Genomic DNA, 25609 nt, shown 5'->3' on the forward strand with positions numbered 1-25609 from the left:
CTGCAAATACCTTTGATATAAATCAGTTAATCATCTTTTTGATTCTCTGAACCAGTATGGTCTTTCGTTTTTCTACAAAATCAGAAAAATTAGACAATGAAAGATCCGTATCCGGAATAAGGTGGTCCTCCATGAATTTCTGCATGTCCTTGTTCCGGGTCTGTTCACTAACCCACTTGTCCAATGGCTTGGCGTTTTTAGACTCGTTCTCATTGGCATCGAGCATCTGCAGGTTTAGGATGGAATTGTAGACCTGCCAACCATATTTTTCCTTGTCTTTCTCTTCCAGATCATTGTATGCAGAGGCTGGGTGCAGGTGGTCCTGATGGAAATTATTGTTCCTGTAATCAAGATTCGGATACAGCATGGCCAATATTGGGAAACTATATCGTGAGTCTTTCTGGCTGTAAAGCAAGTCTTCTATAAAATCGTCACCTACATCCGACAGTTTCTTGATTTCAGAGTTTATTTCTGCTGCCGGGAACAATGTCACGGTTTCTTTTATATAACAGCCGGTGATGTCTGTAGTATATGCCCTTCTTGACTGTGCAAGAACGGAATCAGCACTTGCTCCGAATGCCCTGCGGAGCAGAATTGAGAACAACCATTTTTTTATGATTTCACAATCCTCTCTATTTCCCATCTTTTTGTAAAAATCCTGATATATGTCCTTGTGGTAAAGATAATATAGTATGGGCATGGCGGCATTATATGAAGTCATTGTGAAATCCGTCAGTCCGAAAGATCTCAGCAAGTCGAACAGGTTTGAAACAGCATCCCTGATCCTAGTCCAATTATTTTCCACCAGTTCAATAAAACTCAGATTGAAACTTGTTATAAGGGAACGCACATCTTTATGATATAAGTACAGGAACGATTTCAATATGAAATCGTGAGATATATTAAATCCTTTAGAACGTATGTGCTCAACCAGATTCTTGATTTCTGTCTTTGCGTCCATCTGTTTACAATTGGCAATGGCGATGGACATCAGAATATCCGAAAAACTTAATGCAGTACCCCCGGAATTGATTCGAATAAAAATATTCACAGCTTTGTCAGGTTTCTGTTCATCCTCCTCGTAAAAATTTATATTGAGCTTGGTATGAATGACATTGTCCAACAGTCTCAGTAGTCTTTTGGATTCTTTGTCTATGTTATTGTCCTCGGCAAATTCATCGATGCCATAATTGTAATCCTGATGCAAAGCCAAAATCTTGCCTACACGGAACCATTTTTCACTAGACTTGTCAATAAATAAATCTTTTTCTTTGGATATGTTCTTGTCAACAAAGGAAAAGATGAACTCCCTGTCACTTTCCTCCTGTGTGTATTTACGGGATATATTGAGATATAGATGCCGGGTAGGAAAATTAGATTCAGAATAATCCCAACGTTTCCTATAATCTTTGTACGCATAGCTGCCGCACAGACCGATATATAATGATGTCAATCTCTGTTGTCCGTCCAATATTGCATAAAAATCGTTGATATTGTCCGTAGGAATCGGATCGTTGCATATCCGATGATACTGTATGAAAGCTGATAGAAACTTATAAAACCGGAAATCTGTTTTTGTGCCTCCTTTTACCTTCCAAAACAACATGGAACTGATTGGATAGCCTTTCATCAGAGAATCAAACAACTTTTCTATCTGTTCTGCCGACCATACAAAATCTCTCTGAAAAGCCGGCAATAGGTATTCATTCCGGTGGATACGTTCTATAGCCTGCGCTATCGTTATTGGTGATTGGAAACCTGCCATACTACTAATCAAGTGTTTTTTTACAAAGATAGAAAATTCTAATTTCATGTTTAATTTTTGAAGAAGGAAAATGCAAACCTGAATATATTCCAACGACCTATTCTTCTATAAAAAAATCAATGTCTTCAGATAAGTCGAATCAGTTGCTTATCCGTGAGGCTATCCGCAAGATAGCCTTGGGGCGGAGTATGGAGCGTATCAATCTGGCTCCCGGAGGCATGTCCGGTATCGGGACGGCCCGCATGATACACGGCTATGTCGCTAAGATACACGATAACCCCTCGGACGAGGAGTTTTCCGACTACGGCGGTACCATTGATGTCGGCGAGTACCCGGACGAGACGGCCTCCGCCGAACCAGTCATCCATAAAGGCGTGCTGCTCTCGGCCGCCACCAACAGCGAAGGCGGCTTCCTGATCGTACCTGCACTCTTTTCCGACGTGACCATCTTCATGGATGCCGCCACCCGCTATGCCTATGTGGTTAACTTCTCCCATGTGGATATCCTGCGGCTCAATGCCCGCACGGAAACCGTCATCGGCGTGACCGAAATGGAGGAGCTGGATCCGGAAAACGACTCCTCCCCGGACTACGACGAACTGGAAACCACCGGTAACGAGACCTCCACCCGCTATACGCCGACTGCCGTCACAACAACCGTCAGGAATGACAAGGACAAGGAAGCGACAACCGTTATCGATGCGGAAAGCATCACGCATACGGTGGACAAGTCTGAAGTCAGACAGACAGCAGATAAAGTGGTACAAAAGGTCAATTCCACGACCGTTGCCGTTGCCGACAACAAGGTGACGCTCGGTGACGAAAATGCCACCGAGCCGCTGGTTCTAGGTAATGAGCTTGCCCGGCTGATGCTCGACTTCCTGACAGAATGTTCGAAAATCATGACCCCCACACTGATGGGCACGATGTCGCCGATCAATATGCCGAACTTCATCTCGCTGACATCACGTATCCAGAATTTTCTTTCCAAGACCAGCTACACCAAATGAGCGTACAACTGCATCCCGATATAGAAACCCTCGACAAGGAGAGCCTGTGCTATTCCATCTATGCACAGCTGTACCATAACTTTTTCAATGCCCAGCAGAAAAAGGACGACGAGCATCCTTACGGCATCGAGGAAGGCGACGAGACCAGTCTGAGACTGAAGAATACCGCTTACGGTTTTGCATCCGCCATTGCCGGAGCCGTTGCGGGAGAGGGCGGTTCCGGAAGTGGCGGTTTGCTGTTGGATTACCTGAAGAAATCGGGCGGTGACATGACCGGCAGGCTCAGTGCCAATTACGGTTTCGAAGCCGGCATTGGAAACACCCGTATCCTGGAAACCTATTCGCAGGACATTACCGATCCGGAAGGTGTGGTAACTGCCGTCGAGTACGGTATCAGGATTACCGGCAACCTGAAAGTCGGGGGTGACAGCCTGCATATCGGCGGCAGGCAGTTGCTCCGTTACGACGCGGACAAGGCCACCGCTACAATCAATGCCTCCCATATAGACTTTCTGGATGCGACGGTACATTCCAAAGGGGCATGGATTATCGGGGACGAGGATACAGGAATATTCATCTCCCCGACACGGCTGGCCGTGGGCGGGCAGGATGTCTACCATCGTGGCAACGCCAATACGGACACGGCGGATTGGACGATGCGGGACGGCATGGTGAGACGGAATCTGACGGTGCGAGGGAGTACGGTCATGGACGGCGGACTGAAAGCCTTGCAAGGCGTGGAACTGGGCGACAAAGGGAAATGTCTGCTTTCGTTTTCGGAAGAGGATGTCGCGCTCGGCGGATTCCTCTCGTTCCTGGACGGGTTCGGCATCCGGATCAGAGATGTTCCCGTACTACTCCGTACCGACAAGGACAAGATACAGTTCGGGAGTATCGGCGGTGACCTTCTTTTAGGCGGCGACCATACCCCGAAGATACGCCTGTTCTCCGGCATATCGGACGTGGACGGCGAGTGCCTGATGCTTTCCCCTTACGGAAAGGCGTGTTTTCCGGGCTCGCTGACTGTCCGCCACAACTACGGCGCCGACCTGCTCTCCTCATACCGGGTAGACACTTCCGATGAAGGTATCGTTATCCACAAGCGCCTGCGAATGGGCACGGCAGAGGGATTCATGCTCACAGGCGACAGGGAGCGCGTATCGCTTTCTTCCGAGGTAATCTACGAGGAAGAAGGCAAAAGGACGGCTATCCCTCACAGCACGGATTTTTCACACCGTCCGTCCGTGAGCTGTTATGCCCCGCAGAACCGTCACAGCGAATCATTCCATATCTGCACCGATGCCGATTTCCTTACGGTCGGCGTTCCGTTGGAAGCAGCCGGGCATATCGGAATCCATGCGTCGCCCACCCGGATTACTGACAGAACCCTATACTTGACAGAGGCGTTACGCCTGCAAGCGGTGGAGGACGGTATCCGGCATTACGGAAACAGCGTCTTTACCGGGGCGCTCTCTTCGGAGTTCTTTTCCCCGGGCCTTTCCGGAAGCGGATGGGCTGTCCGCCGGAACCGGACGACAGGAGGCGTCTCCGCCACATTCGACGAGGTGGTGGCCCGCCGTAAGTTCCGCGCCTATGAGTTCGAGGTCAAAAAGACTTCGGTAACCAACGGTTCCTTCTGGATCAGCGACAGCTGTTCGGGAGACACCGTGGAAAAACTGTCATAATCCATGTCCGTATTCCGTTATCCGACATACAAGATCCGTATCGCCCCCGACTCGCAGAAGACACAGGGACTGCAAGCCGGGGATATCATCCGCAGGCAATATGCCGAACGGGAGCGTACCGTCTATTCGCTGATGTGCGTGACAGAAACCGGAACGGAGCTTGTCGGAGACAAGGACGCTCCTTATTTCATCGGGGCATTGCTGGACGGGGACGAACCGCAGGGCGGTGAACTGCTGGACTTCGTGCGGATTACCAACCTGTTCGATACGGCACGCAGCGGAGCCTTGTACCTGACGGCTTCTGACAGCGATTCACCCTATATGGATGTCATCGACGGCATGGCGACCGAACGCTCCCTGTGCTATCCCGTCATGGACGGAGGCATGGCGGGAGTGCCGGACAAGTCCAGATACGCCGTTTATGGCAGCATGCTGCAAACGGAATACCTGGATGCCGATTCGGAAGCGACACGCGTTGTCCGCATCATCCGCAATGCGGAACCGGCAGGAAACGCTTCCTTCGGGCTGATGCTGACATTGGAAGAACCGGTCGGATACCCGGAGCGCCTGCTGGTATCGTTCAAGGTCAGGTCTTCCAAAACATCAGGTTCCGTACCGATCCGGTTCGGCTATACGAACCGTGAAAAGACGGATGCGGAAGATGAAATCTCCATCGGCCGGGAATGGAAGTACAAGTTATGGGTCATCACCGTGGATTACCCGGCACAGTACAGCCGGAGCCTGTTTCTTGAGCTGACATCAAGCCTGGCCTCCGAGGGGGACTGGTGCGAGGCCGCCGACCTGAACATTGTCCGTCTTGCCTCCGTATCCGCTTTCAGCGAGGCGAGCAAGGCCCGTGTGGGAAAGGTCAGCGGCATCATCGATCCGGTCTTCGGCATGTTGGATGGTTACGGGGCCTATTTCCAGAATCTCTATGCCACACGCAATGTCAATATAGCCGGCACGCTTACCGCGGGAGACGAGAACGGTTTTTCAAGCACGTTTTATGTGGGCAAAATCCACAAGAATGTCATACCCGACAGCCTGTCCTGCCGGTTCAGCCATTCGGAAGAGCTGGATGAAACATCTCCCGCCGGACTCGGGCGGTGTGTACGGATAGCCGGAGACAGTCTTCTTGGTGCGCAAAGTGCCGCCTGGCGGGAGGCTCATACAGGAGTCTGTTATTGTTTCTCAGTCTGGATAAAAGCGGAAGATACGGCAGCCATCCGGTTCTATCAAGATGAGCACCTTGTCGGTGATCGGACGGTGGCTGCCGGTAAAGGATGGGTCCGTTATAATGTCCCGTTCCTCATACGCGGGTCAGATTCCCCCGTCATGTATCTCGGCATTGCCGCTTCCGTCCCCCTGTCGTTGTCCGCCCCTCAATTGGAGGCCGGAAAGAACGTGACCCCCTATCAGGCGACCGATGAAGCCTTGTCCTACACGGACGATTACGGTGCCTGGTTCAACAAGGGAGGTATCGGGGGTACCATACAGAATCCCCTGTTGCGGCTGAACGAAGACGGCTCGATCGCTTCACGGGACGGTTCTTTCGTCATCAATCCGGACGGGACGGGCCATTTCGCCTCGGGACGGTTCAAGTGGGGCAAGGATACCATCGAACTGCGCGGTGTGACCATCCGTTGGGAAGACCTCGATGAGGAGGCGCAGGAACTGCTCAAGCCCCGTTCCGTCTCCCTGACAGGCGGCACGGCGTTCCATTTCAAGGACGAGCTTTCAGGCGCATGCGAGCCGGAGAATATCCCGCTTGTGGCGACCGAATACAATTTCGAGCCGGAAAGCCGGCAGTGGGAATACCTTGCCGCTGACGGCATATGGAAAGATGCCGGATGCAATGCCGCCGTGTTTGAAATGACACCCTTGTTTCATGGCTGGGAAGGACGCGACGTGCTGACCCTCCGCTACACGGCAACATACCGTAATGAAAAAATCAGTGCGGCTCATACCTTTTTCAAACTTTACGACGGATTGCCCTCCTATACTGTTTATGTGGAGTCTGAAAACGGCACGACATTCCGCAACGGAATCGTCTCGACGGTACTCCGTGCCAGGGTATACAGGGGAGGCGAAGAAATCACGCCGCTCATTCCCGACGGCAATTTCCGCTGGATACGGACGAGCCGCGATACGGAGAACGACAGGATATGGAACGCCGCACCGCGTTACGGCAGGGAGATAGAGATAACCGGCGGGGACGTGTGGCGCAAAGCTGTTTTCGACTGTGAAGTGAATATATCAACAACATTACAATAAGCATATGGCAATTAAAGTAGCACGCGGACAAGTCACCATCATCGACCAGAATGATGCTGTCTCCTTACAGGCGTTTATCGGTTCCTCGCAACCGCTGACCCAGGTGTTCAACAAGGATACCGGCGCGTATGCCCCCTCGTGGGCGGCATCCCCGTACCTGATATTGACCCCTTCTCTGTTTGTCAGCGGCAAGGCGGCCGTAGACCAGATCTCATCCGTCGGCAACGCGGCGACATTGACAGCCGGTGTCAAGAGCGGTTCCGCCAAATGGTACAAGGACGGCACGGTCATAACTTCCGGACAGGACAGCTGTACGATCGGCGCCGCTTCCGCCAAATACGCCCTGACCGTCAAGGCCAACCACATGACCGTTTCCGCCCCGCAGGTACGGTATACTTTCGAGGCAATCTACATCGATGCCAACGGGCTGGAGATTCCTTTCCGTGCGGAGGTACAGTTCACCCAGCACCTGAACGCCGGAGCGATGATCGCCGCCGTGGCGTATGCACCCGACGGCATCGTATTCAAGAACGACGAGGTGGCGACGCTCAGGGCGCATTGCGACCTGTGGCGCGGAGCCTCTATCGACACGACGAACGTCACCTACGCGTGGGGCATCAAGGATTCGGCGGTATTCGCGGGCACGACACTGACAGCTGCCGCGGCAGCCGGAGCCACGACCATAACGGTCGCTTCGGTAATGAACATGGAGGCGGGAGGCAGGATAACCATAGGATCGGCACAGTACACCATTTCGGCAGTCAACGCCTCCACGAAGGTCGTGACGCTGACCTCCGCACTGAGTGCCGCAGCCGCATCGGGAGCCGCCGTTTCGTGTCCCTACTACAACTCCATGCTGGGTGCCGGCTGGGCATGCCTTACCTCGACCAATCCTCGGGGCGTGACGGCAGGCTGGACGACAAACGAAATCACGATTACGGCAGATGCCGTTCTCAACTTCGAGACCTTCAAGTGCGCCATCAAGGATACGGACACCTCGGCGGGCAACGCCTCGGCGAACAAGGTCGTCTGCGACATCATCTCCTTCACGGATATGTCCGACCCCATCACGGTTGATCTGGTCAGCCAGAAGGGGTTCACCATCAAGAACAACGGCAATGACGTGGATGCCAAAGCCGTGTTATACAGGGGCGGTGAGGAAATCGACACGGGCGGGACAGCTTATACCTATACATGGAAACTGTGGAACTCTGCCGGGACTTCCGTCGTGAAGACCTACACGGGAAAATCCATCACGGTCTCGAAAGCCGATGTGACGGGGAAAGGCGTGCTGATGTGCGAGGTATCGAAATAAACGACATGTCTTACAACGAATACGAGGGTGCCAAATACTTTTTGGGACACCCTCATTGCGTCTGACGTGTTTCCCGACAGGAAAGTCAGTCTCTTGGCATGGATTTCACGATCCCGCTCACGGGGTCGAATTGTACGGCGGCATTGTTGAACAGCCGCTCGATATGCCCGCTGCGGATCATTTCGGAGGTCGGCAGACAGTGAAGGACGGGCGTATCGATAAGGGCTATTCTGTCACTCAGCGAGAGGGCTATATCCAGTTCGTGAGTGGAGAACAGAATGCATTTGCCCTCAGCATGCGCTAACCGTGCGAGCAGGGAACACAATTCGTAACGGTTGGGCATGTCAAGAAACGAGGTCGGCTCGTCCAACAGGATGACGGGCGTTTCCTGAGCCAGAGCACGGGCTATCATAATGCGCTGGCATTCACCGTCCGACATCTTATCCATCGTGCGGCCGGCATACGCCTCCATTCCGACCGAAGAGAGCGACCGCATGACGATTTCCCTATCTTGAGGCTGCATGCGGCCGATCCAGTTGGTGTAAGGGGCGCGGCCGATAGCCACGACATCCTCGCACCGCAGGTTGGCGATGCGTGTGCGCTCGGTCGTGACAAATGCCAGTTGCCTTGCCTTCTCCGGAGTTCTCATGTTTGCGATACAATGTCCGTCGAGCAGGATTTTACCGCAATAATTATGATTCAGTCCGGCTATGGCACGGAGAAGTGTAGATTTCCCCGTGCCGTTCCTGCCAATAAGGGCAGTCAGCTGTCCTCTTTTGAAAGAGGCATCGACCTTATCGAGAAGCCTCTTCTCTGCGTAGCCTATGGAAAAATCGCACAGTTCTATCATACCGTCATCGATTTATTGCGTAAAACCACCCATACGACTATCGGGATTCCCAGCAGTGCGGTAATGGCATTTACGGGCAAAGTGAACATTTTGGAAACGATATCGCAAAGAAGCAATACCGCCGCCCCCGAGAGAAGGGTTCCCGGCAGGAGCACGCGGTGGTCGGCCTCGCGGAAGAGCATCCGCGCGACGTGAGGCATGGCAAGACCGATGAAGCCGATCGGGCCGCAGAAAGCCGTTACCGTGCCGGCCAGCAGCGTCGTCGAGAGAAACAGCAGACCGCGCGAACGGCGGATATTCAGTCCCATCGTTACGGCATATTCCTCGCCGAAGAGCAGGAGGTTGAGCGGTTTGATCGTCCATACGGCCAGCAGCAACCCGACGATGACCGACGGAAGGAGGATGGCGAGCTGCGGCACCGTCACGTCGCCGAGCGACCCCATCGTCCAGATGACGAACGCCTTTAACGCCTCCTCTTTGCTCAGATATTGCAATATCTGCACGACAGCGCTCACGCCTGACGAGAACATCATACCCAAAATCAATATCACCATAATGTCCTTTATGCGGTGTCCGACGGCAGCGATTACGAGCAGCACGACGGCCGCACCCAGCCAAGCCGCTCCGGCGATGCCTATCGACGAGCCGACGCCTGCCAGCACCACGAGCGCCACGCCGAGGCTTGCACCCGAGCTGATGCCCAGCACGTAGGGGCCGGCCAGCGGATTGCGGAACAATGTCTGCATCTGCAAGCCGCTGACCGATAGCGCCGCCCCGGCCAGCAGAGCCACAACCGCCTTTATCAGCCGTATGTTCAGTACGATTTTCGCCGTAGTCCGCGGGCAGTCGCCGCCCGTCAGGGCCGCCCATACGTCGCCGACGGGAATGCGAACCGCGCCCACAGCCAAATCCAACAGGAAGAGGCCGACCGTAAGCACGGACAACGCGGTGAACAGGATGACGGGGCGTGAACGCATCTATTTCAGTTGTTTGTAGTATACGAAATCTTCTTCGACCAACTCGGGGTGGAATATCTTCACGAGGTCGCGCAGAAGAAGGTCGGGATTCACGACGGCCGATTCGTAGTAGTCGTTGCCTCCGGCGGCATTGGTGCGGGCGTTGTTGTTATAGACATAGCCGTTTCGGACGCAGCGGGTATCGGCGAACTTCGGGCAGGCGGCTTTCAGTTCGTCGAGTGTGTTCGCCATGCCGACGTTCAGCCACATATCGGCCTCCGAAGCGAGCAGGTATGCCTCCTCCAAGTCGATAGGCGTCGAAGAGTTGCCCGTGTTCTTCTTGTAGATGTAGTCGCCTCCGGCGTCGGTAATCAGCCGCACGGCATAGTTTTCCGTCGAGGGCATGAACCACGAATCGCCGTAGGGCGTATTGAGCATGACCGACGGGGCATCGAGAACGGCACCGGACACTTTCTGTTTCAGCGCATTGTATCGGATCGGAATATCCGCGAATACCTTTTCGCCCTTCGCGCGTTTCCCGACGACCTCCGAAAGCGCCACCAGCCATTCGGCTTTGCCCAGCGGAGATTCTTCGAGATAATCGCCGACATACATGAACGGGATGCCGAGCTCCTTGAGTTTGCTCTCCATCGCACTGGCCCCGTTCACGCCGAAAAGCAGCACAAGGTCAGGGTCGAGCGACAACAGAAGTTCATAATTGATATTTCCCTCGTAACCCACGTCGCCGATGCTGTCGCGGCGTGCCTGAATGTCGGGATTGGAGATATAGTCGAGTCCCGAAACGCCGACCACACGTGCCGTCTCGCCGATGGCGTCGAGCATGGCGATATGGGTCGAGGACATCGCCACGATGCGCTGCGCATCCCCTTCGAGGACCTGCCCGTCGAAACCCTCGGGAACGGGTTCCCCGTTACGGGAGATGAACAACCGGGTGGTGACGCTATCCGCGCCCTGCCACGGATTCATGACGGAAACCAGCACGCTCTGTCTGCCGTCTGCTCTTTCAATCTTGAATCCCGAGGCATATTCGGGAGCGTAAAGCTGTTTGTTGAAATCGGCAAGTTGGGAACTCTTGCCACGACAGCCTGCAAATGCCAGCGCAAGCAGCACCATCAGGCTCAAATTCTTTAATACTTTCATATCATTACCTTATTTACGTTTACATTATTTTCTGCTTTTCCCGAATTTCGGGGTGATGCCGATGAAGAACTCGAAGTTGATGCCGGGCATAGGACGCGACAGCACCGAGAGATAGTCCTCGTTGAACAGGTTATTGACGGCAAGTTTCAACTGTACATCCAGCGGTTTGAACGACAGCATTTTCTCCAGTGAGATATTGCTCATGAAATACCGGGGCAGGTGGCCTGTCAGCGTGTAATCGTTGCTCGACATGGTGAAACGTTCCGAGTAGTAAGCCCACTTGTAGAGGAACGCCCACGTCCGCCATGACAGCCGTCCTGTCAGCGAGGCGGAGTGCTCCGGCACGTAAGGCAGTTGTTTTCCCACCGACTGGTCGGCGGGCGACATCTTTTCGCCCTCGTTGATGGAGGGGGTCCACGAATAGGAACCGTTCAGGTCTATCAGCCAGTCCTTTGCCGGCTGCACGGCAAGGTTGGCCTTCACTTCGACACCGTAGGCATGGACTTTCTTCACGTTGCGCGGCGAGAAGAACCCCTTGGTCGTCGGCAGCCAGATGATCCAGTCGTCGATGTAGGAGTCGAACCAGCTTGCGCTGCCGCCCAGTTTATATACCCCCTTTTTGCCGACATCGAAACTCACTCCGGCGTCATAGCTGAAGCCGTGTTCGTTTTTAAGGTCGGGGTTGCCGCCCGGCAGAAAGTAGAGGTCGTTCAAAGTCGGAAAACGATAGTTGCGCGATACGGAGGCTTTCACCATCACGTTCCCTTTGCGCGAAATCAGTCCGTCGATGAAGAATGCCGGGATGAGCGGAGCCCATTTGTCGCCCGACATCTCCTCGCGCAAGACCAGCGACAAGCCCAACGGCTCGACAGGCTGCCATTTGGCCGATACAGAACCGGAGAGCTCGACACGCCCCTTGTCATATCCGACGACGGCTTTGTTGCCATCCTGAAGGATGATGTTCTTGTCTTCGCTGCGCACGAGATGCTGGTACACGGATACGTTCGAGGTGAAGAACCATTTCCTGCCGGGCGAGTATTCCGCTTCCGCCTGTCCGTAGAACGTGTTTATCTTGCTCCGCGAACGGGTCATGGAGGCCCAGTTGTCCGGCGCCACCTCACGACGGTAGTCGTAGGCCATCCACGTATGGATATAACCGCCTTTCACGCCGACTTTCCATTTCTCTTTGATATGGTCCCATGACAGGACACCACGAAACGTCTGCTCCCGCTGGCGGTTCTCGAAGGCGGTCTCATCGCCGTAATCGGTCGTGAGCATCGGCAGTTCCCGGTTGGAGTTGATATACCATGCGTTCAACCCGAAACGGTCGCCTTTCAGGGTGTTGTAATATACCTCCTGCAACAGGTGCAGGTCCTTGAACGAACCCGATCGGTTGCGTTCCTTGGGATGATACTGTCCGATGATGTTCTTCTCCTCGTCGTAGATATTTATCTTCTTGTCGTGGTTGGTGTACTTGTAATCGTTGGGCGACGACGAATAGACCGCGCGGGTCGAGACCTGCCATCGGTCGCTGCCGTAGGTGAAGCGGGCGAACTCGTCGAACGTGCGGAACGACCCGATGCCCTGCACGTATTGGGCATGGAAGCCCTCGCCGACCTGCGGCGTAGTACCGAGTTTGACAAGTCCGCCGAGTCCGCCGCCCGTTTCATTCACCGACGACGTGCCATGAAGCAGCGAGGCCTGATCTATGAAGTAGGACGGTATGGTGGAAAAGTCGGTCATACCCAGCATGGGATTGTTGATGCGCATGCCGTTCCACGTCACCTGCGTGTGGCTGGGCGACGTGCCGCGGAAAGCAACGGTGGAGAGCGTGGCGCGTCCGTAACTCTTGACGAACACGGACGAATTGAACGTCAGAATGTCGGCCATCGATAAGGCAATGTTCTCTTTCAGTGCGAGCGAGTCGAACTTCGTCTTCTGCACGCCGATTTCTTTCATCGGGCGTTTGCCCCACACCGTGACCTCGTCTATCTGGTGGATGCGTCGTGTGATTCCCTGCGCGGACAATACGGACGGACAGACGAGCAGTAGCGAGAAAAGTATGTATTTCGTATAAATCATTTGATTCCGTTTTTAGGGTGGGTATTCGCGGAAAAATGTACCGTGGAGGATGCCGGCACGGACGTTTGATGCGGGTCGAACCCATTCTCTTCAAGCAGTTGTCCGTATTCTTCCTCGAACGAGATCTCCTGATGGATTGTATGCTGCTCCTCGATGTGCCGTCTGAGCCGGTGAAGGTCGCTGAACGACACGCTGAACGAGTCGAATCCGGCAGCCCAACCGGAGAAGTCGGCATATTCCGGGGTTTTCTGGTATACCGTTCCCGTGGCGCCTTTCACCTTGTTCACGATCTTGCTGAAATCCCCGGAATTCGGAATCTCGACAAGTACATGCACGTGGTTGAGAAAGGCATTGGCGGCATGTACGCGGCAACCTTTCCCTGTAAAAATCCGTGTCATCCGCTCGAGCATCAATCCTTTTCCCGTTGTCGGAATCGTCATCTTGCGTCCTTTGGTAACGAAGATGAGATGGTATAGGTGTCGTATCCTGCCCATCACTTCCAACAAAATGCGCCGGGGATTATCCCGACATAGAATTCATCGATCAGTTCACCTTCGGACGAGTAGCGGTAGACAATGCCCTGCTGCTGGTAGTCGATGGCATCGGCCACGTAGACATCGCCACGCACGGGGTCGACGGTCAGGCCGTAATAAATCGTACCGCTGTATTCGAGGAACGGGCGCACGGGAACACGTTCCGCATCCACGTCCATCGACCATATGTCCTTGTTGATCCAGTAGAGCTTGTCGCCCGTACCGTTGAGCTGCACCTCCGAAGGCCAGTCGCCCATCTTGAACTTGAACTGCTTCTCTACGGTGAACGTCTCGGCATCGATGCGGTAGAGAGACGGGGCTTCGTAGCCGTAGGGCGAACCCTCGTACCCACCGTCGGTGATCGTCCACATCTTGTGGTTCTTGTCCATTACCAGCGAGGTGGGCTGGATGCCGACTTTCAGTTCTTCTACCACCTGATCCGTTTCGGTATCGATCTTGATGATGCGGTTTTGGTACGACCAGCAGTTGCAATAGACATATTTGCCATACTGCACCATCTGCTCCGTGGAGCCGCTTTCCATCGTCATGTCCGGCACCTGGATGTAACCGGTGATTTCATATTTCTTGGGGTTGATGATGAAGATGCGGTTGTCCCACAATTGGGTGACATAGGCTTTCTCGTCGCTGAGGAAATGGATATAGCGCGGCGAAGTCAGGTTCGTGATACGGCCCACCTCTTTGAACGTATTGAGGTCGATGGCGAAAATCACGTGGGAATTGTTCACCACGACCCAGCCCTTATTGTCGTGGATGCACATCGATTGCGCCACGTCGCCCAGCTTCATGCCGTTGGCACGGAAGAACACTTCATTCTGCACCTGTTGGGTTTCGGGGTCGTAGTACGACAACGTGGCATTGCCGTACTGGAAGTTGCCCTCGTTGGTGATGAACAACCCGGCTCCGGTAGCGTTGAAATCTTCCACCGCATCTCCGTAGTCCCACTCCATGCAGCCCGCCAGCAACAGCGGCAACCCGCATAGAAGAATGATATGTCGTATCAGATGTTTCATTGGCTTGTTATAAACGGGAAAGAGTACCGGTCTTTCGGCCAGTACCCTGTTCCCTTGTAAAATAATGGGTGTTACTGCTGGGTATAGCGACCGGCTTGCATATCCTCGTAGGTGGGGTTATAACCGCAATTGGTTACAAGCCAGTCTTCTTTCTTGATTTGCTCTTCTTCTACAAAAGATTTGAAGAACGTATAATCAACAAACCGTGTCAACCGGATAAATCGAACTCCTGAGAGTTTTGTTAAAGTTGGCATATTGAAAGTCGTAAGCGATGCTGCATTTGCAGCACAAAGTGTTCCATCAATGGCCTGCAATTTGGGGCATGAAATAGTTTTTACGGCACGAACAGTCATACCAACACCCCCGACATGTTCCAATGACGGAAATGTAAAATCTTTATTTGATGCCATAAAATCTAAAGAACCATATAAAATATTATTAATCACCCCTTCTTTGATATATTGAGGATTGCTTGAACAACCGACTGACTTTAAATTCGTAAAATCATAATCATAGTTAGAAACAGCGTTCAGATTACCGATAATACATAACTGACCTCCGACAATTTCCAATTTCGGGAACGAGATATTGTTTGCCATTGTAGTTTCGATGCTTAAATATCCATCTACACTTACCAAGTTAGGGGCTGAAACGCCTTTTTTTGAACCTCTTATAATTTCCATATTCCCGTAAACTCGTTCAAATTGGAATACAGGATCTGTTGTCATATTGCTAGAATACTTAAAATTCTTAATACTCTTAAAATTCAATTCTGGATCTATTCCAACACTTGAACCGGTAATACCGCTCGGAGCTAGAAACATGCTAACTTGCGACATATCCTCTTTTGTGATAATTTTTGAGAATATAGTCCCGTCTGTAATAGAAATTAAAGGTTCGTTATCCTCAAAAGGTACAAAATTTACTTTGCTCAAATCTAAAATTCGATCAGAACACTCCAATAAACGCAGCAAGGTCAGTCCTCCGAGTTGTTCTAATTTACTCCAATCCGGCAATTTTTTCAAGACTTGGAATTTAGATATTGTCAATGTGCCTTTAACAATCGACAAGTTAGACAGTCCATCTATTTCTTGTAATTTATTATTTCCCGTAGATGTAAAAGCATCGGACGCAATATAACTGGAAACGAGATTAAGGTCGCCGTTTACTACCGATAATTCCGGCAATGAAAGGGTCTCCAACGGAATCGGTATAGAAGCAAAATCCACACTTCCAACTTCTTGTAATTTCGGAAATTCCAAAGAAATCATTTTGCCTAAATTATTAACCCCTAAGCGACCGTTTACTTTTGTCAATTCAGGAATTCTCAAAGATGTGATTTCTCCTCCTGGTTCTCCGTCACTTGTCAGACACTGGAGATCAAAATCCTTTACGACAGTGGTTAATTTAGGGAATTCAAAACTTTGTAGAGATGAAGTCCTGAATATTATATTTCCATCAATCGTTTCAAGGTTGTCGAATTGCACATATGCTACTTGATTGTTGCAGACAACGATGTCGCCAGTAATATGCTGCAAAGATCTCATACTGACCATCTGCAATTTACTGTTGGTCGCAAAGGCAGTTTCAGTTCCTATTTGCAAACCTCCAATTGAAGTGATATTATCAAGTCCCGTAAGATCTTGTCCAACATAACTTTTCCGAATGATGATGTTTCCTTCGACTTCCTTCAATATTTTTAATGCGGCGATATCCGACAATTCTTCTGCATCCTCAGCATCCGACCCGATAATCAAATCACCTTTGATAACCGTTACGTCCGTATCAATGAAAGCCGTAACATCCGCTGTTGTCTTCAATTCCACATCCCCTTCATAGCGAATCTCGTCTTTAATGACTTTATATGTATAATCATTCGCTTCTCCATTGTAAGAGGTTACACGAAACGTTCGTTCCGTATCCCAGTCAGTAATGCTTGCCGGATCGGGAATAATTGTTGCCGAGGATGTGTATTTGAATTCGACTTGAGCATTATTTAACGAAACAGTATATGGAACTGTTATGGTAATTATATTGTCAATTATTTCCGCTGTATAGGATTGACTTGCCACAGTCATCACGACTGATGTGATAAAATTGTCATCGGCATCAGCAGGACTTTCTGGAGTCTGATTATCTTCTGAACATGATAAAAAAAGAAATGGGGCAATGAATAGTAAAAGCCAAAACTGTCTCATATTATTGATTATTAGTTATTGATAAGTCTTCAAATGAAAATACTTCTGTGGATATCTCTCCAAGCCAACCACTTTTCGATAATACTCCACACTGAACTTTGATAAAGTCTATATATTGCAATTTTACTGGAGTCCCGTCATGATATATTGCATTGGCTATTTTGAATCCGTTGCGCTGACCGCTACCATCAATGACATTTCCTCCTACCAGATTATCTGAACCCATATTATCCACATACCCCCACTCATAAGCGTTATTCGCCCAATATCCTGTAACGGGATCTTGATTGTTGCGAGGAGTCAGACGCGTCCCATATAATGTATAGCTATCTTCTTTAATCCAATTGGGATAATAATATTCTTGGCCATGGTATGCATTCATATCGACAGAACCTGAATTACCTTCACTATCTACCCACGGAGTATGTGCTCTGGGTGCAGGTCTATAGTAAGTTACTTCGTAGTCTTGTATTGTACCATCGATGCCGGTTTCAGATCCTTTTAATTCATACCATTCATCGTCTGGCTGGCCATTGCCATTTATATCTTGCATTACCCAAACAATGCCCGGCTCATTTGAGCCACCGCTCGAACTGTTAAAAGCATTTCCTTGTATTGCAAAATCGTATTCTCGGCCACTCGGAGCAATACTATGGTCAAAACCGATGATGATATAACCACCGAAAGATCCCAGTGAAACATGCGCTTTTTTGTTCAATCGTTTCGTTGCATACTCTATGGCTTGTTGGGGCGTCGTTTCATTTCCTATAAATCCGGTATTTTGGGATAACTCATTAATAAACTGTCCGGGAGCAGGAATGAATTCATAAACCTTATCCCAAATACCTGAACTTGTCGCTGTCGCTTGCCGATAGCGTTCTTGTTCCGTTTTTTCTTCACAAATAACCTTAACTGTCGTTGTAATTGAAGTATTACTACGTGTTATGTTACGTGAAAGTGGCTGTGTGTTGGGCATTTTTTCTGTAACAGTAACAGCAACGAAATATTCTCCAGGAGTCGTCGGCGTGAATTTAAAAACCCTGTCGGTAGCGGCTTCCATAATTTTTCCATTGACCTGCCATTGATACTGTGGATAATCGAAATATTCCAGCAAAGGCCGCAAATATACAGGACGCCCTGCAAAAGTATAACGATCCGTAGAAGTTTGTGTATAGGATGGTGTCGGAAACCGTACGGAATAAGGCATTGTTTCCACAACTTCTACGTCGAAATCACGGATTGTTTCTCCGTCTATATTGGATGCCCGGATTGTTATCGAATATGTACCGAGTTCTTTTTCGTGAAACGTATATGCTTTTTCTGTTCCGACGATTTCTCCATCGCGTACCCATTCAATTCTAAAATTTTCAAGATCGTCATGTTGAATATCTGGAGATAAAATATAATCCGTGTTTTGAGGCACTTTTAATCCTTTAGAGGGGATTATGATTGAAATTGTAGGTGGAGTTAACTCCAATACTTCTACTTTTAACTCTTCTTCCGCATAACCCTCTGGTGTATCAACTCGCAATTTGATATATAGATGTTGTTCCTGATTCCATGTATACTTCAATATTGATTCAGATGAAAGAAGTTTTCCATCTACTGTCCATGCATAAAGTGCATTATTCGCATATTTATATGTCGGGGCAATTGTCAGTTCACGCCCAACTTTGATAGTGTAAATGCCAGTCTCACTATCGAGTTCAATTATAGGAGCTTGTTTTATTTCTTCAGTAATTACATCGTTCTTATTACAGCTTGTAATAAAAAACAAAAGTACAAGAATACTAAATATGAAAGCCTTCATAATAAAAAGGGCATAGAACTGAAATCAGTTCTATGCCAAACTATATTAAATTGTTATTCTATTGTAACGTCGTCTATACAAAGATACGCCGGAGTATTGAGTCCATATATAGGATCGACATCAGATCCTTCAAAATTGAATTTTACACTTTGCACATCCGCTACATTAATATCCCAATATGTCCATGTAGTTACGGGGGACACTGTTGGTTTATCATATCGGTAGTCGGCCAACAATTTCGATACAGTGGTGATCAAATTTCCATCTACGTCATAACATTCGATGTTGACTTGGAAATATCCTATATTGTTGCCGTCAGAATCTTTCAGATTACTCAACGGTGTTGCAACACCCGATGTTCCGAACTGATTACCATTTATAATCACACCATAGGTATATGCTGTGTTACAATACCATAAACCCTTGAATTTGCGAGGGGAGTCAAAATAGAATTCAGGTTTGGCCATCCACTCCGTATTTCCGAAATCAGAGTAGCCGTATACAACAGCAAAATTGGAACCGCTGTGACCTGCCCCTGTATTGGCCCCATCTGTGGATGCTGTATTATAGACACTACATTGATTCTCCCAAGTATACCACCAATTAGTTCCAGAAGTCTTGCCGGCAGCAGAATCAGAACGATAATTGTATTTCGACAACGCAATGGCACCACTGGAAAATTCAGTATACGCTCCATAAGAATTGGTTACAGTATTCATGTCGGAGACAAACACAAAATCGGGATCGTATATTTCCCTGATTTGGTTCTCTGCAGTATATCCATAAAGCGTGTAGTAGTTCTCTGCTTTAGGCGAAACCGCCATGAATGTTTCATCGAAGTCATCGAATGTAATGGTTGTAGTGCCATCATCATTAAAGTTGGCTCGGGTTTCGGGAGTTACTGAATCAGTTTGAGGATTCATCAAAAAGTCATCGTCTGAATTACAGCCGGTGAACAGGGCGGTTGCCGTCAACAGGAAAGCTCCCGCCAGAAAGCGTAAATTTCTTTTCATAGCTTACTTGTTTTTTAATAAAACATATTTTTAACAAACACAAAAAATCCCGTTCGCGCAGGTTTACACGAACGGGATTATGTTTGTCTTCAAATATGAGAATGACTCCTACGGCATTCCGTATCTGATCGCAACCCGATTTTCTCCCGCGGGTGTAAATCCTTTTCCGGTCATGGCAGGTCTTCTGACTCGTCCCAGTCGTCGCGCCTTCCCAGCATTACACCAGTGGCAGGTTGCGGCAACCTTGAGGGGACTTACAGCAGCGGGTACTGTCCCGGATTCTCACCGGATTCCCTTTTCATCCGTGGCGGCGAACCGCCCGGAACCATTTCCAATTACAAAAATACAAATATTTTTTATAATAATATCATTTACACGAAAAAAAATCCGCAACCTGCCGGAATCATTCCGCACTATACTTTCAGAAAAAGGTTTCATGGCAAAGATTCTCATCGCCCGGGGACAGGCGACCATCTATGTCCAGAAGGACGGGTATACCATAACCCAGTCTTTGGGTGAATACGTGTTCCCCGCGGATGACACGGGGAAGATTCTCTCGTCCGTCACTCTCACCTCGACCGTACGGGTGATGTGCGGGGACGAGGAACTCACGGCCTTTACCATCGGTGCGGTGGGTAAGCCGGCGGGATTCTCATCCGTTACCGTCAATAACGGCACGAAGACCTTAACCTACGTTATCACCGCCGGTACGACGACCCTCGCCGACCACGGAACAATAGATATTCCCGTGACAATTTCCGGTATTGTCTATCATCTGTCGTTCGTCTGGTCGAAAGCCAAGGCGGGTATCCCGGGCAAGGACGGGGTCGATGCCGACATGCTCGACTGGGTCAAGGAGTGGAATACGGGTAAGACGCTCATCAACGGCAACACGGTCATCACCCCCAAACTCTTTGCGGGCACGAAAAACAGCGACGGCACCGTCTCCGGGATAGCCATAGGCTCGTTTACACTCAATACGAAGACCTCCTCGGGAACGATCGCCGCAGAGGCGGTAAACGGCATCTATGGATTTAGGGATGGCTACAAAACCTTCTATGTAGATAACGGCGGTAACGCCCAGTTGGGTTATGGCGACCAGTATGTCAGGTATAACGCCACGACAGGCATGGTCGAGTTCGGCAGCGGAGTGAGTCTGAACTGGGTCGGTGCGACCTACATCGACAAGGACGGCGTCTTTACCGGAACACTCTCGGCCGATACGATTAAGACGATTTCCATCAGTGCTTCCCAGATCACATCGGGGATTATCGCTGCGGCACGCATCGACACGGCGGCGTTGAAAGCCTCCTTGATTACCGCCGGAAACATCGAAGCTCTGACCTTGAACGTTACAAAAGGGAAAATCGGCGGCTGGACGGTGGATGCCGACTCCCTTTACCGGGGTACGAAGAACAACACTGTGGGGAGCTGCACCTCTGCCGCAGGTAGCATTACGCTCGGCTCGAACGGTATCCGGGGCTATAAATGGCGGCTGGATGCCTCGGGAGCCGGAGCGGTCGCGGGCGGCAACATCGCGTGGGACGCTTCGGGCAACGTCACGTTCGCCTCGACGGTCAGTGCCTTGTGGACGGCACCTATCGGCTCCCTCACCACGGCTTTGGGCGGCAGCGGCTATCCCAAGCTGACGAAGATCACGGCCGACGGAATCTATACCGGCAGTATCACCGCCTCGCAGATTACCGCAGGAACCATCTCCGCCGACCGCATAGCGGCAGGCAGTATAGCGGCCTCGAAGCTCGATGCCGCCAGCATCAGGTCCTCCATCATCAACACGGACTATATCAACGGCCTGAGCTGTACCTTCACCAAAGGAAAAATCGGCGGCTGGATGATCGGGGCTTCGGCCCTCACTGCCACGCATATCTCGATAGACAGCGGCAACAGACGCATCGCGGTGTACGGGGCCAATTCGGGTGTCGCTAGCGGGCAGCGGGTGCAGCTCTACTACAACAGCGACACGGACTTCGGGCTCTATACCACGGACAGTGCAGGGTACTGCGTGGCACAGCTGGGTTCGAGCAACAGCATAGCCGGCTGGACGATCGACACGACTTCCATTCGCAAGGGCAACGTGTCGCTGGGCAGCGACGGCTCGATCATCAACTCCACGAAATGGAAACTGAACAACGACGGTTCGGGGCAGATCGCCTCGGGCAACATTGCATGGGACACTGCCGGGAACGTTACGTTCGGGGCTTCCGTATCGCTGCAATGGAAGAACGACATCGAAGCGGCCAAGGTTACGAACTTCGGCTATCGATATTACAAGAAACTCATCATCAACGGCGACGAAGCGACCTATTATCCAGTCGTTTTCAAAGGTGGCGACCAGAACATCAAACGTACCATTCTCGTCCGTCGGGGATATGCCGAGCAGGCTCCGGTCTCGTGGAACACATCCACGCACAAAGGAGGTCTGATCGTACTTATCAAAACCAACTTCGGCGGTTGGGGTGGCATTGCCTATTCATGGGATATCTATGACCTTTCCGAGACCTACTGCCGGATGTTCGCCGGGGCGCAGCTGTGCGGCAACTACTGCATGTTCGCCGTCTTCCTGCGTGGCGGCGGCGATACGGGTGCCGTGTACCACCTCTACTCCGACCAGCCGATAGAGAGCAGCAGTTATAGTCCTTCGCCGATTCCGGCAGCTCCGCAAATCGCTTACGGCAACGACCTTATCTTCCAGAGCGGTTCCACACAAGCCTATGCCCCCGCGCCGCGCACCCTCACGGCTGCCGTCGAGGAGGAGATCCGCCGCCATCGGTTCATTGCTCTGGCGCAAAGCACGGACAGCACGCTTGCGGCACACCCGCTGACCTATATCGGCTCGACAGGGATTTACACGGGCACCCTTACCGCGGCGCAGGTCAACGCCGTGGCGATCGATGCCGGCAGTATCAAGACGGGAACACTTTCGGCAGACCGTATCGCCGCGGGCAGCATCAGCGCCTCGAAACTCGATGCCGTGGGTATCAAGTCGTCCATTATCAATACCGATTACATCAACGGTCTCAGCTGCACGTTCACGAAGGGCAAGATCGGCGGTTTCTCCATCGGCAGTGACAACATGACCATAGGGAACGTCGGAGCTGTGGGTGCCATCCCGTTGCAAATCCGTTCCGCCTCCACGGGCAGCGGTTACTGGTACACGGGAGCCTACAAGCCGCTGGGTATATGCCTTACGTGGTATCAGAGCAGCAATGCAGGGCATATCGTCCTCGGGCAGGTGGCGGCATCCGGCAACAGTGTCAAGACCGGATTCATAGGTCTTCAGATGATGTCATGGGACAATCTGGAATACTTCTGCCTCTCGGTGAACTATACCAAAAGCGGCAGCAAGGAGGTATACAACCGTATCGCGGGGTGGGCCTTCGACCACAACCATATCTGGAAAAACAACATCTCGCTGGGCAGCGACGGATCTATCGCCAACTCCACGAAATGGAGTCTGAACAACGACGGGTCTGGGCACATAGCCTCGGGTAATATCTCATGGAATGCCGCCGGCACGGTTACCTTTGCCGCATCCGTATCCGCCCAGTGGACTACGGGCATCACGACGGCGCAGGAACTCGCTTCGGCCATGGCGTTCGGGAAGATGCTCTACCGCGACCCGACTTTCTGGAACGGAAACAACGGTGTCGTGGTTTACAACAACTCCCAGAACGGTATGGTGACCGTTACCCGGCAGCAGGATGCCACGGCACCCAATGACAGCAAGTATGTCCTGAAAATCCAGACCAGCGGCAGTGCCAGCCCTCGCAACGGAGGCTTCTATTTCGGGGCGAAATGCGGTTACCGCAAGGTGCTCGTCGCCCGCATTATCGCCAAGATCCCCGCCGGCAGAAATCTCTGTTGGGCGACGAACAGCGTCGGCACGGGAGGTTCGCACCGGTGGCTTACGTCGAACGCCGGCACGGGCGACTGGAAAGAATACGTCTACAAGGTCGTGTGCGGCACCGCCGATTTTTCCAGCACCCATTTCTTCTACGTGGACGGCACGCAGGGGACTTCCGATACGCCTGTCATCTGGTATGTGGCCTATGCCACGGTCTTCGACCTTACCTCCACGGAGAAATACACGACCACCATCGATGCCAACGGCATTTACACGGGAACCGTACGCGCCAACCAGATTATCGTGGATTCCGCCCTGACTGTCGGAGGGAGCAGCTATAACGGCAGCATCTCCGTCAAGGATGCGAACAATAGCGTAAAGGTCACGCTGGACAGGAACGGTATCACGGCCGTGAGCGGCAAGATCGGCGGCTGGATTCTCGGAACAAGCGCCCTGACCGCTTCGGCTCCGGCCTCGGGGCACCGCATCGTTATGGGGGCTTCAGGATATATTTACCACGACAACCCTTCCACCGGAGTAAACTATTGGGCGCTGAACACGGACGGTTCCGCCACGTTCGGGTGCGGGAAAATCTCCTTTGCCAATGACGGATCGGGTTATCTGGCCAACCAGAATATCAAATGGGACGCCTCGGGAAATGTCACGATGACGGGCACCATCAACGCCAATGCCGGCACCATCGGGGGATTCGTCATCGGTCAGGGGCGCATCGGCTCGACGGCGACAGGAACCGGCTCAGGCGGCGGCCTTGCCATCTACGACGACCTGTTCCGCGTGGGGGACACCATTTCGTATGTCCTGTTCGGCAGCAACACCATACCGGCATCCGCCGGCGGATCATGTGCCACCGGACGTATTGTGAACAACAAGGTGAACAGCATCTTTAATAACAACTACGGGCTTTATATCGATGTCAAAAACGGTAACCGTAACTACGGAATATGGTCCAATGCCTCTGTTATAGCCCCTGCCTGCATCGGCAACAAGATCAAGAATGTCTATTTCACAGGCAGCGGTTACACGATCGATTTCTCGCAGTTCAACATCTTTTTCGTTTATGCCAACCAGAAGTACAGCGTGACCCTGCCGTCGGCATCGTCCGTGGCCACCATGTTCGGTTACTCGACTCTGCCGTCGGACTTCGCCTGCATATTTACCCTAATTTACAACTACAACTGGGGGAATAGCCTTGTATTCACCAATATCCGTAACCACAACGGGGATCTTGCCAGTTACACGTTAGCCAAGGGAGACTCCATTACGGTATTGTGCGCCAATTACCCCTCGTTCCATTACCAGATATTAAATCACTCTTATTAAAAACTTTTCTGCTGGGAATATCCCTACACTTAATAAAAACAGAAGCGAATTATGAACATCACCAACGTAACGGTAACCAAGGTTGCCGAAGAGAGCACGGAGAATGCCGACTACCAGTTGGAATATTCCATCGTCAATGACGCGCTGACCCGCGTCCACGCCTCCATCCGCAAGAAGGATACGGATGGCTCGGGGAACGCTCCGCAGATAGGTATCATCTACATGGAACAAGGCGTTATTTCATGCAACATTCCTATGGGAGAGCCGCTTGCACCCCTGTTTCATGATTTCGATACCATGATCGACGAAATAAAAAAGAGTAACGTACAAAATGCATAAATAATATGGAACTGTCAGTCAAAGACCGCCTTTACCTGCCGTCCTTTTTGCCGGCACGGGGCAACTTCAAGGACTTCAACCTCAAAAAAGAGATTCTGCGCAAGATCGCCATTCCGGACGAGGAGCGCAAAGCCATCGGTCTTCACGAGAATGCCGAGGACAAGCGCATCGAATGGGATGTGGAGAAGGAGAAACCGCTTGCCGTGGAGTTCTCGGGGGACGAGATGGAGTATCTCCGGAAAGCCTGCGAACGCATCTCGGACGAGGAGCTTCCGGACGATATGTGGGCTACCGTGTCGCGCATCTACGATTTCATTCAGGAGAAGTAAACCATCCTTTCTTTCTGCCGCTACTCTTTTGAAAAGAGTGCCCGGTCGTACT

Annotated in this window: 17 protein-coding genes and 1 riboswitch; of the genes, 7 read left to right on the top strand and 10 right to left on the bottom strand. The window is 51.3% G+C overall.

The features are described 5' to 3' along the window. Positions 1–22: 22 nt before the first annotated feature. Positions 23–1813 (bottom strand): DUF262 domain-containing protein, encoded by a 1791-nt coding sequence (locus tag FME97_RS00720; protein WP_198418188.1) that lies wholly within the window; start codon positions 1811–1813, stop codon positions 23–25. Positions 1814–1884: 71 nt separating this feature from the next. Here FME97_RS00720 and FME97_RS00725 point away from each other — a divergent pair, with 71 nt between their 5' ends. The 4 genes from FME97_RS00725 to FME97_RS00740 are packed head-to-tail and all read left to right on the top strand — an operon-like array spanning position 1885 to position 8049. After that, positions 1885–2775: a hypothetical protein gene (locus FME97_RS00725; protein ID WP_117974413.1), complete on the top strand. Its 891-nt coding sequence runs from the start codon at positions 1885–1887 to the stop codon at positions 2773–2775. Further along, positions 2772–4460 carry a hypothetical protein gene (locus FME97_RS00730; protein WP_117974415.1) on the top strand — a complete coding sequence of 563 codons (1689 nt, stop codon included), beginning with the start codon at positions 2772–2774 and terminating at the stop codon, positions 4458–4460. Before FME97_RS00725 ends, FME97_RS00730 begins: the two co-directional genes overlap by 4 nt. A gap of 3 nt (positions 4461–4463) precedes the next feature. Then, positions 4464–6734 (top strand): hypothetical protein, encoded by a 2271-nt coding sequence (locus FME97_RS00735; RefSeq protein ID WP_117974417.1) that lies wholly within the window; start codon positions 4464–4466, stop codon positions 6732–6734. A 4-nt stretch (positions 6735–6738) separates the two neighbouring features. Next, positions 6739–8049 carry a hypothetical protein gene (locus FME97_RS00740; protein WP_117974419.1) on the top strand — a complete coding sequence of 437 codons (1311 nt, stop codon included), beginning with the start codon at positions 6739–6741 and terminating at the stop codon, positions 8047–8049. A gap of 85 nt (positions 8050–8134) precedes the next feature. On the opposite strand, the gene FME97_RS00745 is transcribed toward FME97_RS00740, so the two are convergent. The 9 genes from FME97_RS00745 to FME97_RS00785 all read right to left on the bottom strand — a co-directional run bounded on the left by FME97_RS00745 (position 8135) and on the right by FME97_RS00785 (position 19683). Then, entirely contained in the window at positions 8135–8899 is a 765-nt protein-coding gene (locus tag FME97_RS00745; protein ID WP_004293588.1) for an ABC transporter ATP-binding protein, read from the bottom strand. Next, positions 8896–9876, bottom strand: coding sequence for a FecCD family ABC transporter permease (locus tag FME97_RS00750; RefSeq protein WP_004293587.1), 981 nt, complete (start codon positions 9874–9876; stop codon positions 8896–8898). The genes FME97_RS00745 and FME97_RS00750 overlap by 4 nt, the downstream gene beginning before the upstream one ends. Next, the gene (locus tag FME97_RS00755; RefSeq protein WP_004293586.1) at positions 9877–11016 is read right to left on the bottom strand and encodes an ABC transporter substrate-binding protein; all 1140 of its coding nucleotides are present in this window, start codon (positions 11014–11016) and stop codon (positions 9877–9879) included. Positions 11017–11040: 24 nt separating this feature from the next. Beyond that, entirely contained in the window at positions 11041–13098 is a 2058-nt protein-coding gene (locus FME97_RS00760) for a TonB-dependent receptor (protein WP_004293585.1), read from the bottom strand. Beyond that, positions 13095–13592 (bottom strand): transposase, encoded by a 498-nt coding sequence (locus tag FME97_RS00765; protein WP_004303978.1) that lies wholly within the window; start codon positions 13590–13592, stop codon positions 13095–13097. The genes FME97_RS00760 and FME97_RS00765 overlap by 4 nt, the downstream gene beginning before the upstream one ends. Continuing rightward, positions 13592–14662 carry a glutaminyl-peptide cyclotransferase gene (locus tag FME97_RS00770; protein ID WP_004293583.1) on the bottom strand — a complete coding sequence of 357 codons (1071 nt, stop codon included), beginning with the start codon at positions 14660–14662 and terminating at the stop codon, positions 13592–13594. Before FME97_RS00770 ends, FME97_RS00765 begins: the two co-directional genes overlap by 1 nt. A gap of 71 nt (positions 14663–14733) precedes the next feature. Next, positions 14734–16860: a receptor L domain-containing protein gene (locus FME97_RS00775; RefSeq protein WP_004303979.1), complete on the bottom strand. Its 2127-nt coding sequence runs from the start codon at positions 16858–16860 to the stop codon at positions 14734–14736. 1 nt (position 16861) lies between these two features. Beyond that, positions 16862–18670 (bottom strand): PKD-like domain-containing protein, encoded by a 1809-nt coding sequence (locus FME97_RS00780; RefSeq protein ID WP_004293581.1) that lies wholly within the window; start codon positions 18668–18670, stop codon positions 16862–16864. 53 nt (positions 18671–18723) lie between these two features. Then, positions 18724–19683 (bottom strand): DUF4465 domain-containing protein, encoded by a 960-nt coding sequence (locus FME97_RS00785; RefSeq protein ID WP_004293580.1) that lies wholly within the window; start codon positions 19681–19683, stop codon positions 18724–18726. A gap of 157 nt (positions 19684–19840) precedes the next feature. Further along, positions 19841–20028, bottom strand: a riboswitch (cobalamin riboswitch). Between the two features lie 91 nt (positions 20029–20119). Between FME97_RS00785 and FME97_RS00790 the strand changes: the two genes are divergently transcribed. From FME97_RS00790 to FME97_RS00800, 3 genes are read left to right on the top strand one after another with little or no spacing between them, the layout of a single operon-like run. Next, positions 20120–24889, top strand: a complete 4770-nt coding sequence (locus tag FME97_RS00790) for a hypothetical protein (protein ID WP_141427445.1) — start codon at positions 20120–20122, stop codon at positions 24887–24889. 51 nt (positions 24890–24940) lie between these two features. Continuing rightward, positions 24941–25228: a hypothetical protein gene (locus FME97_RS00795; RefSeq protein ID WP_004293578.1), complete on the top strand. Its 288-nt coding sequence runs from the start codon at positions 24941–24943 to the stop codon at positions 25226–25228. A gap of 5 nt (positions 25229–25233) precedes the next feature. Beyond that, positions 25234–25557, top strand: a complete 324-nt coding sequence (locus FME97_RS00800) for a hypothetical protein (RefSeq protein WP_004293577.1) — start codon at positions 25234–25236, stop codon at positions 25555–25557. Positions 25558–25609 lie beyond the last annotated feature (52 nt).

This window comes from Alistipes dispar (assembly GCF_006542685.1).
GTDB classification, from domain to species: domain Bacteria; phylum Bacteroidota; class Bacteroidia; order Bacteroidales; family Rikenellaceae; genus Alistipes; species Alistipes dispar.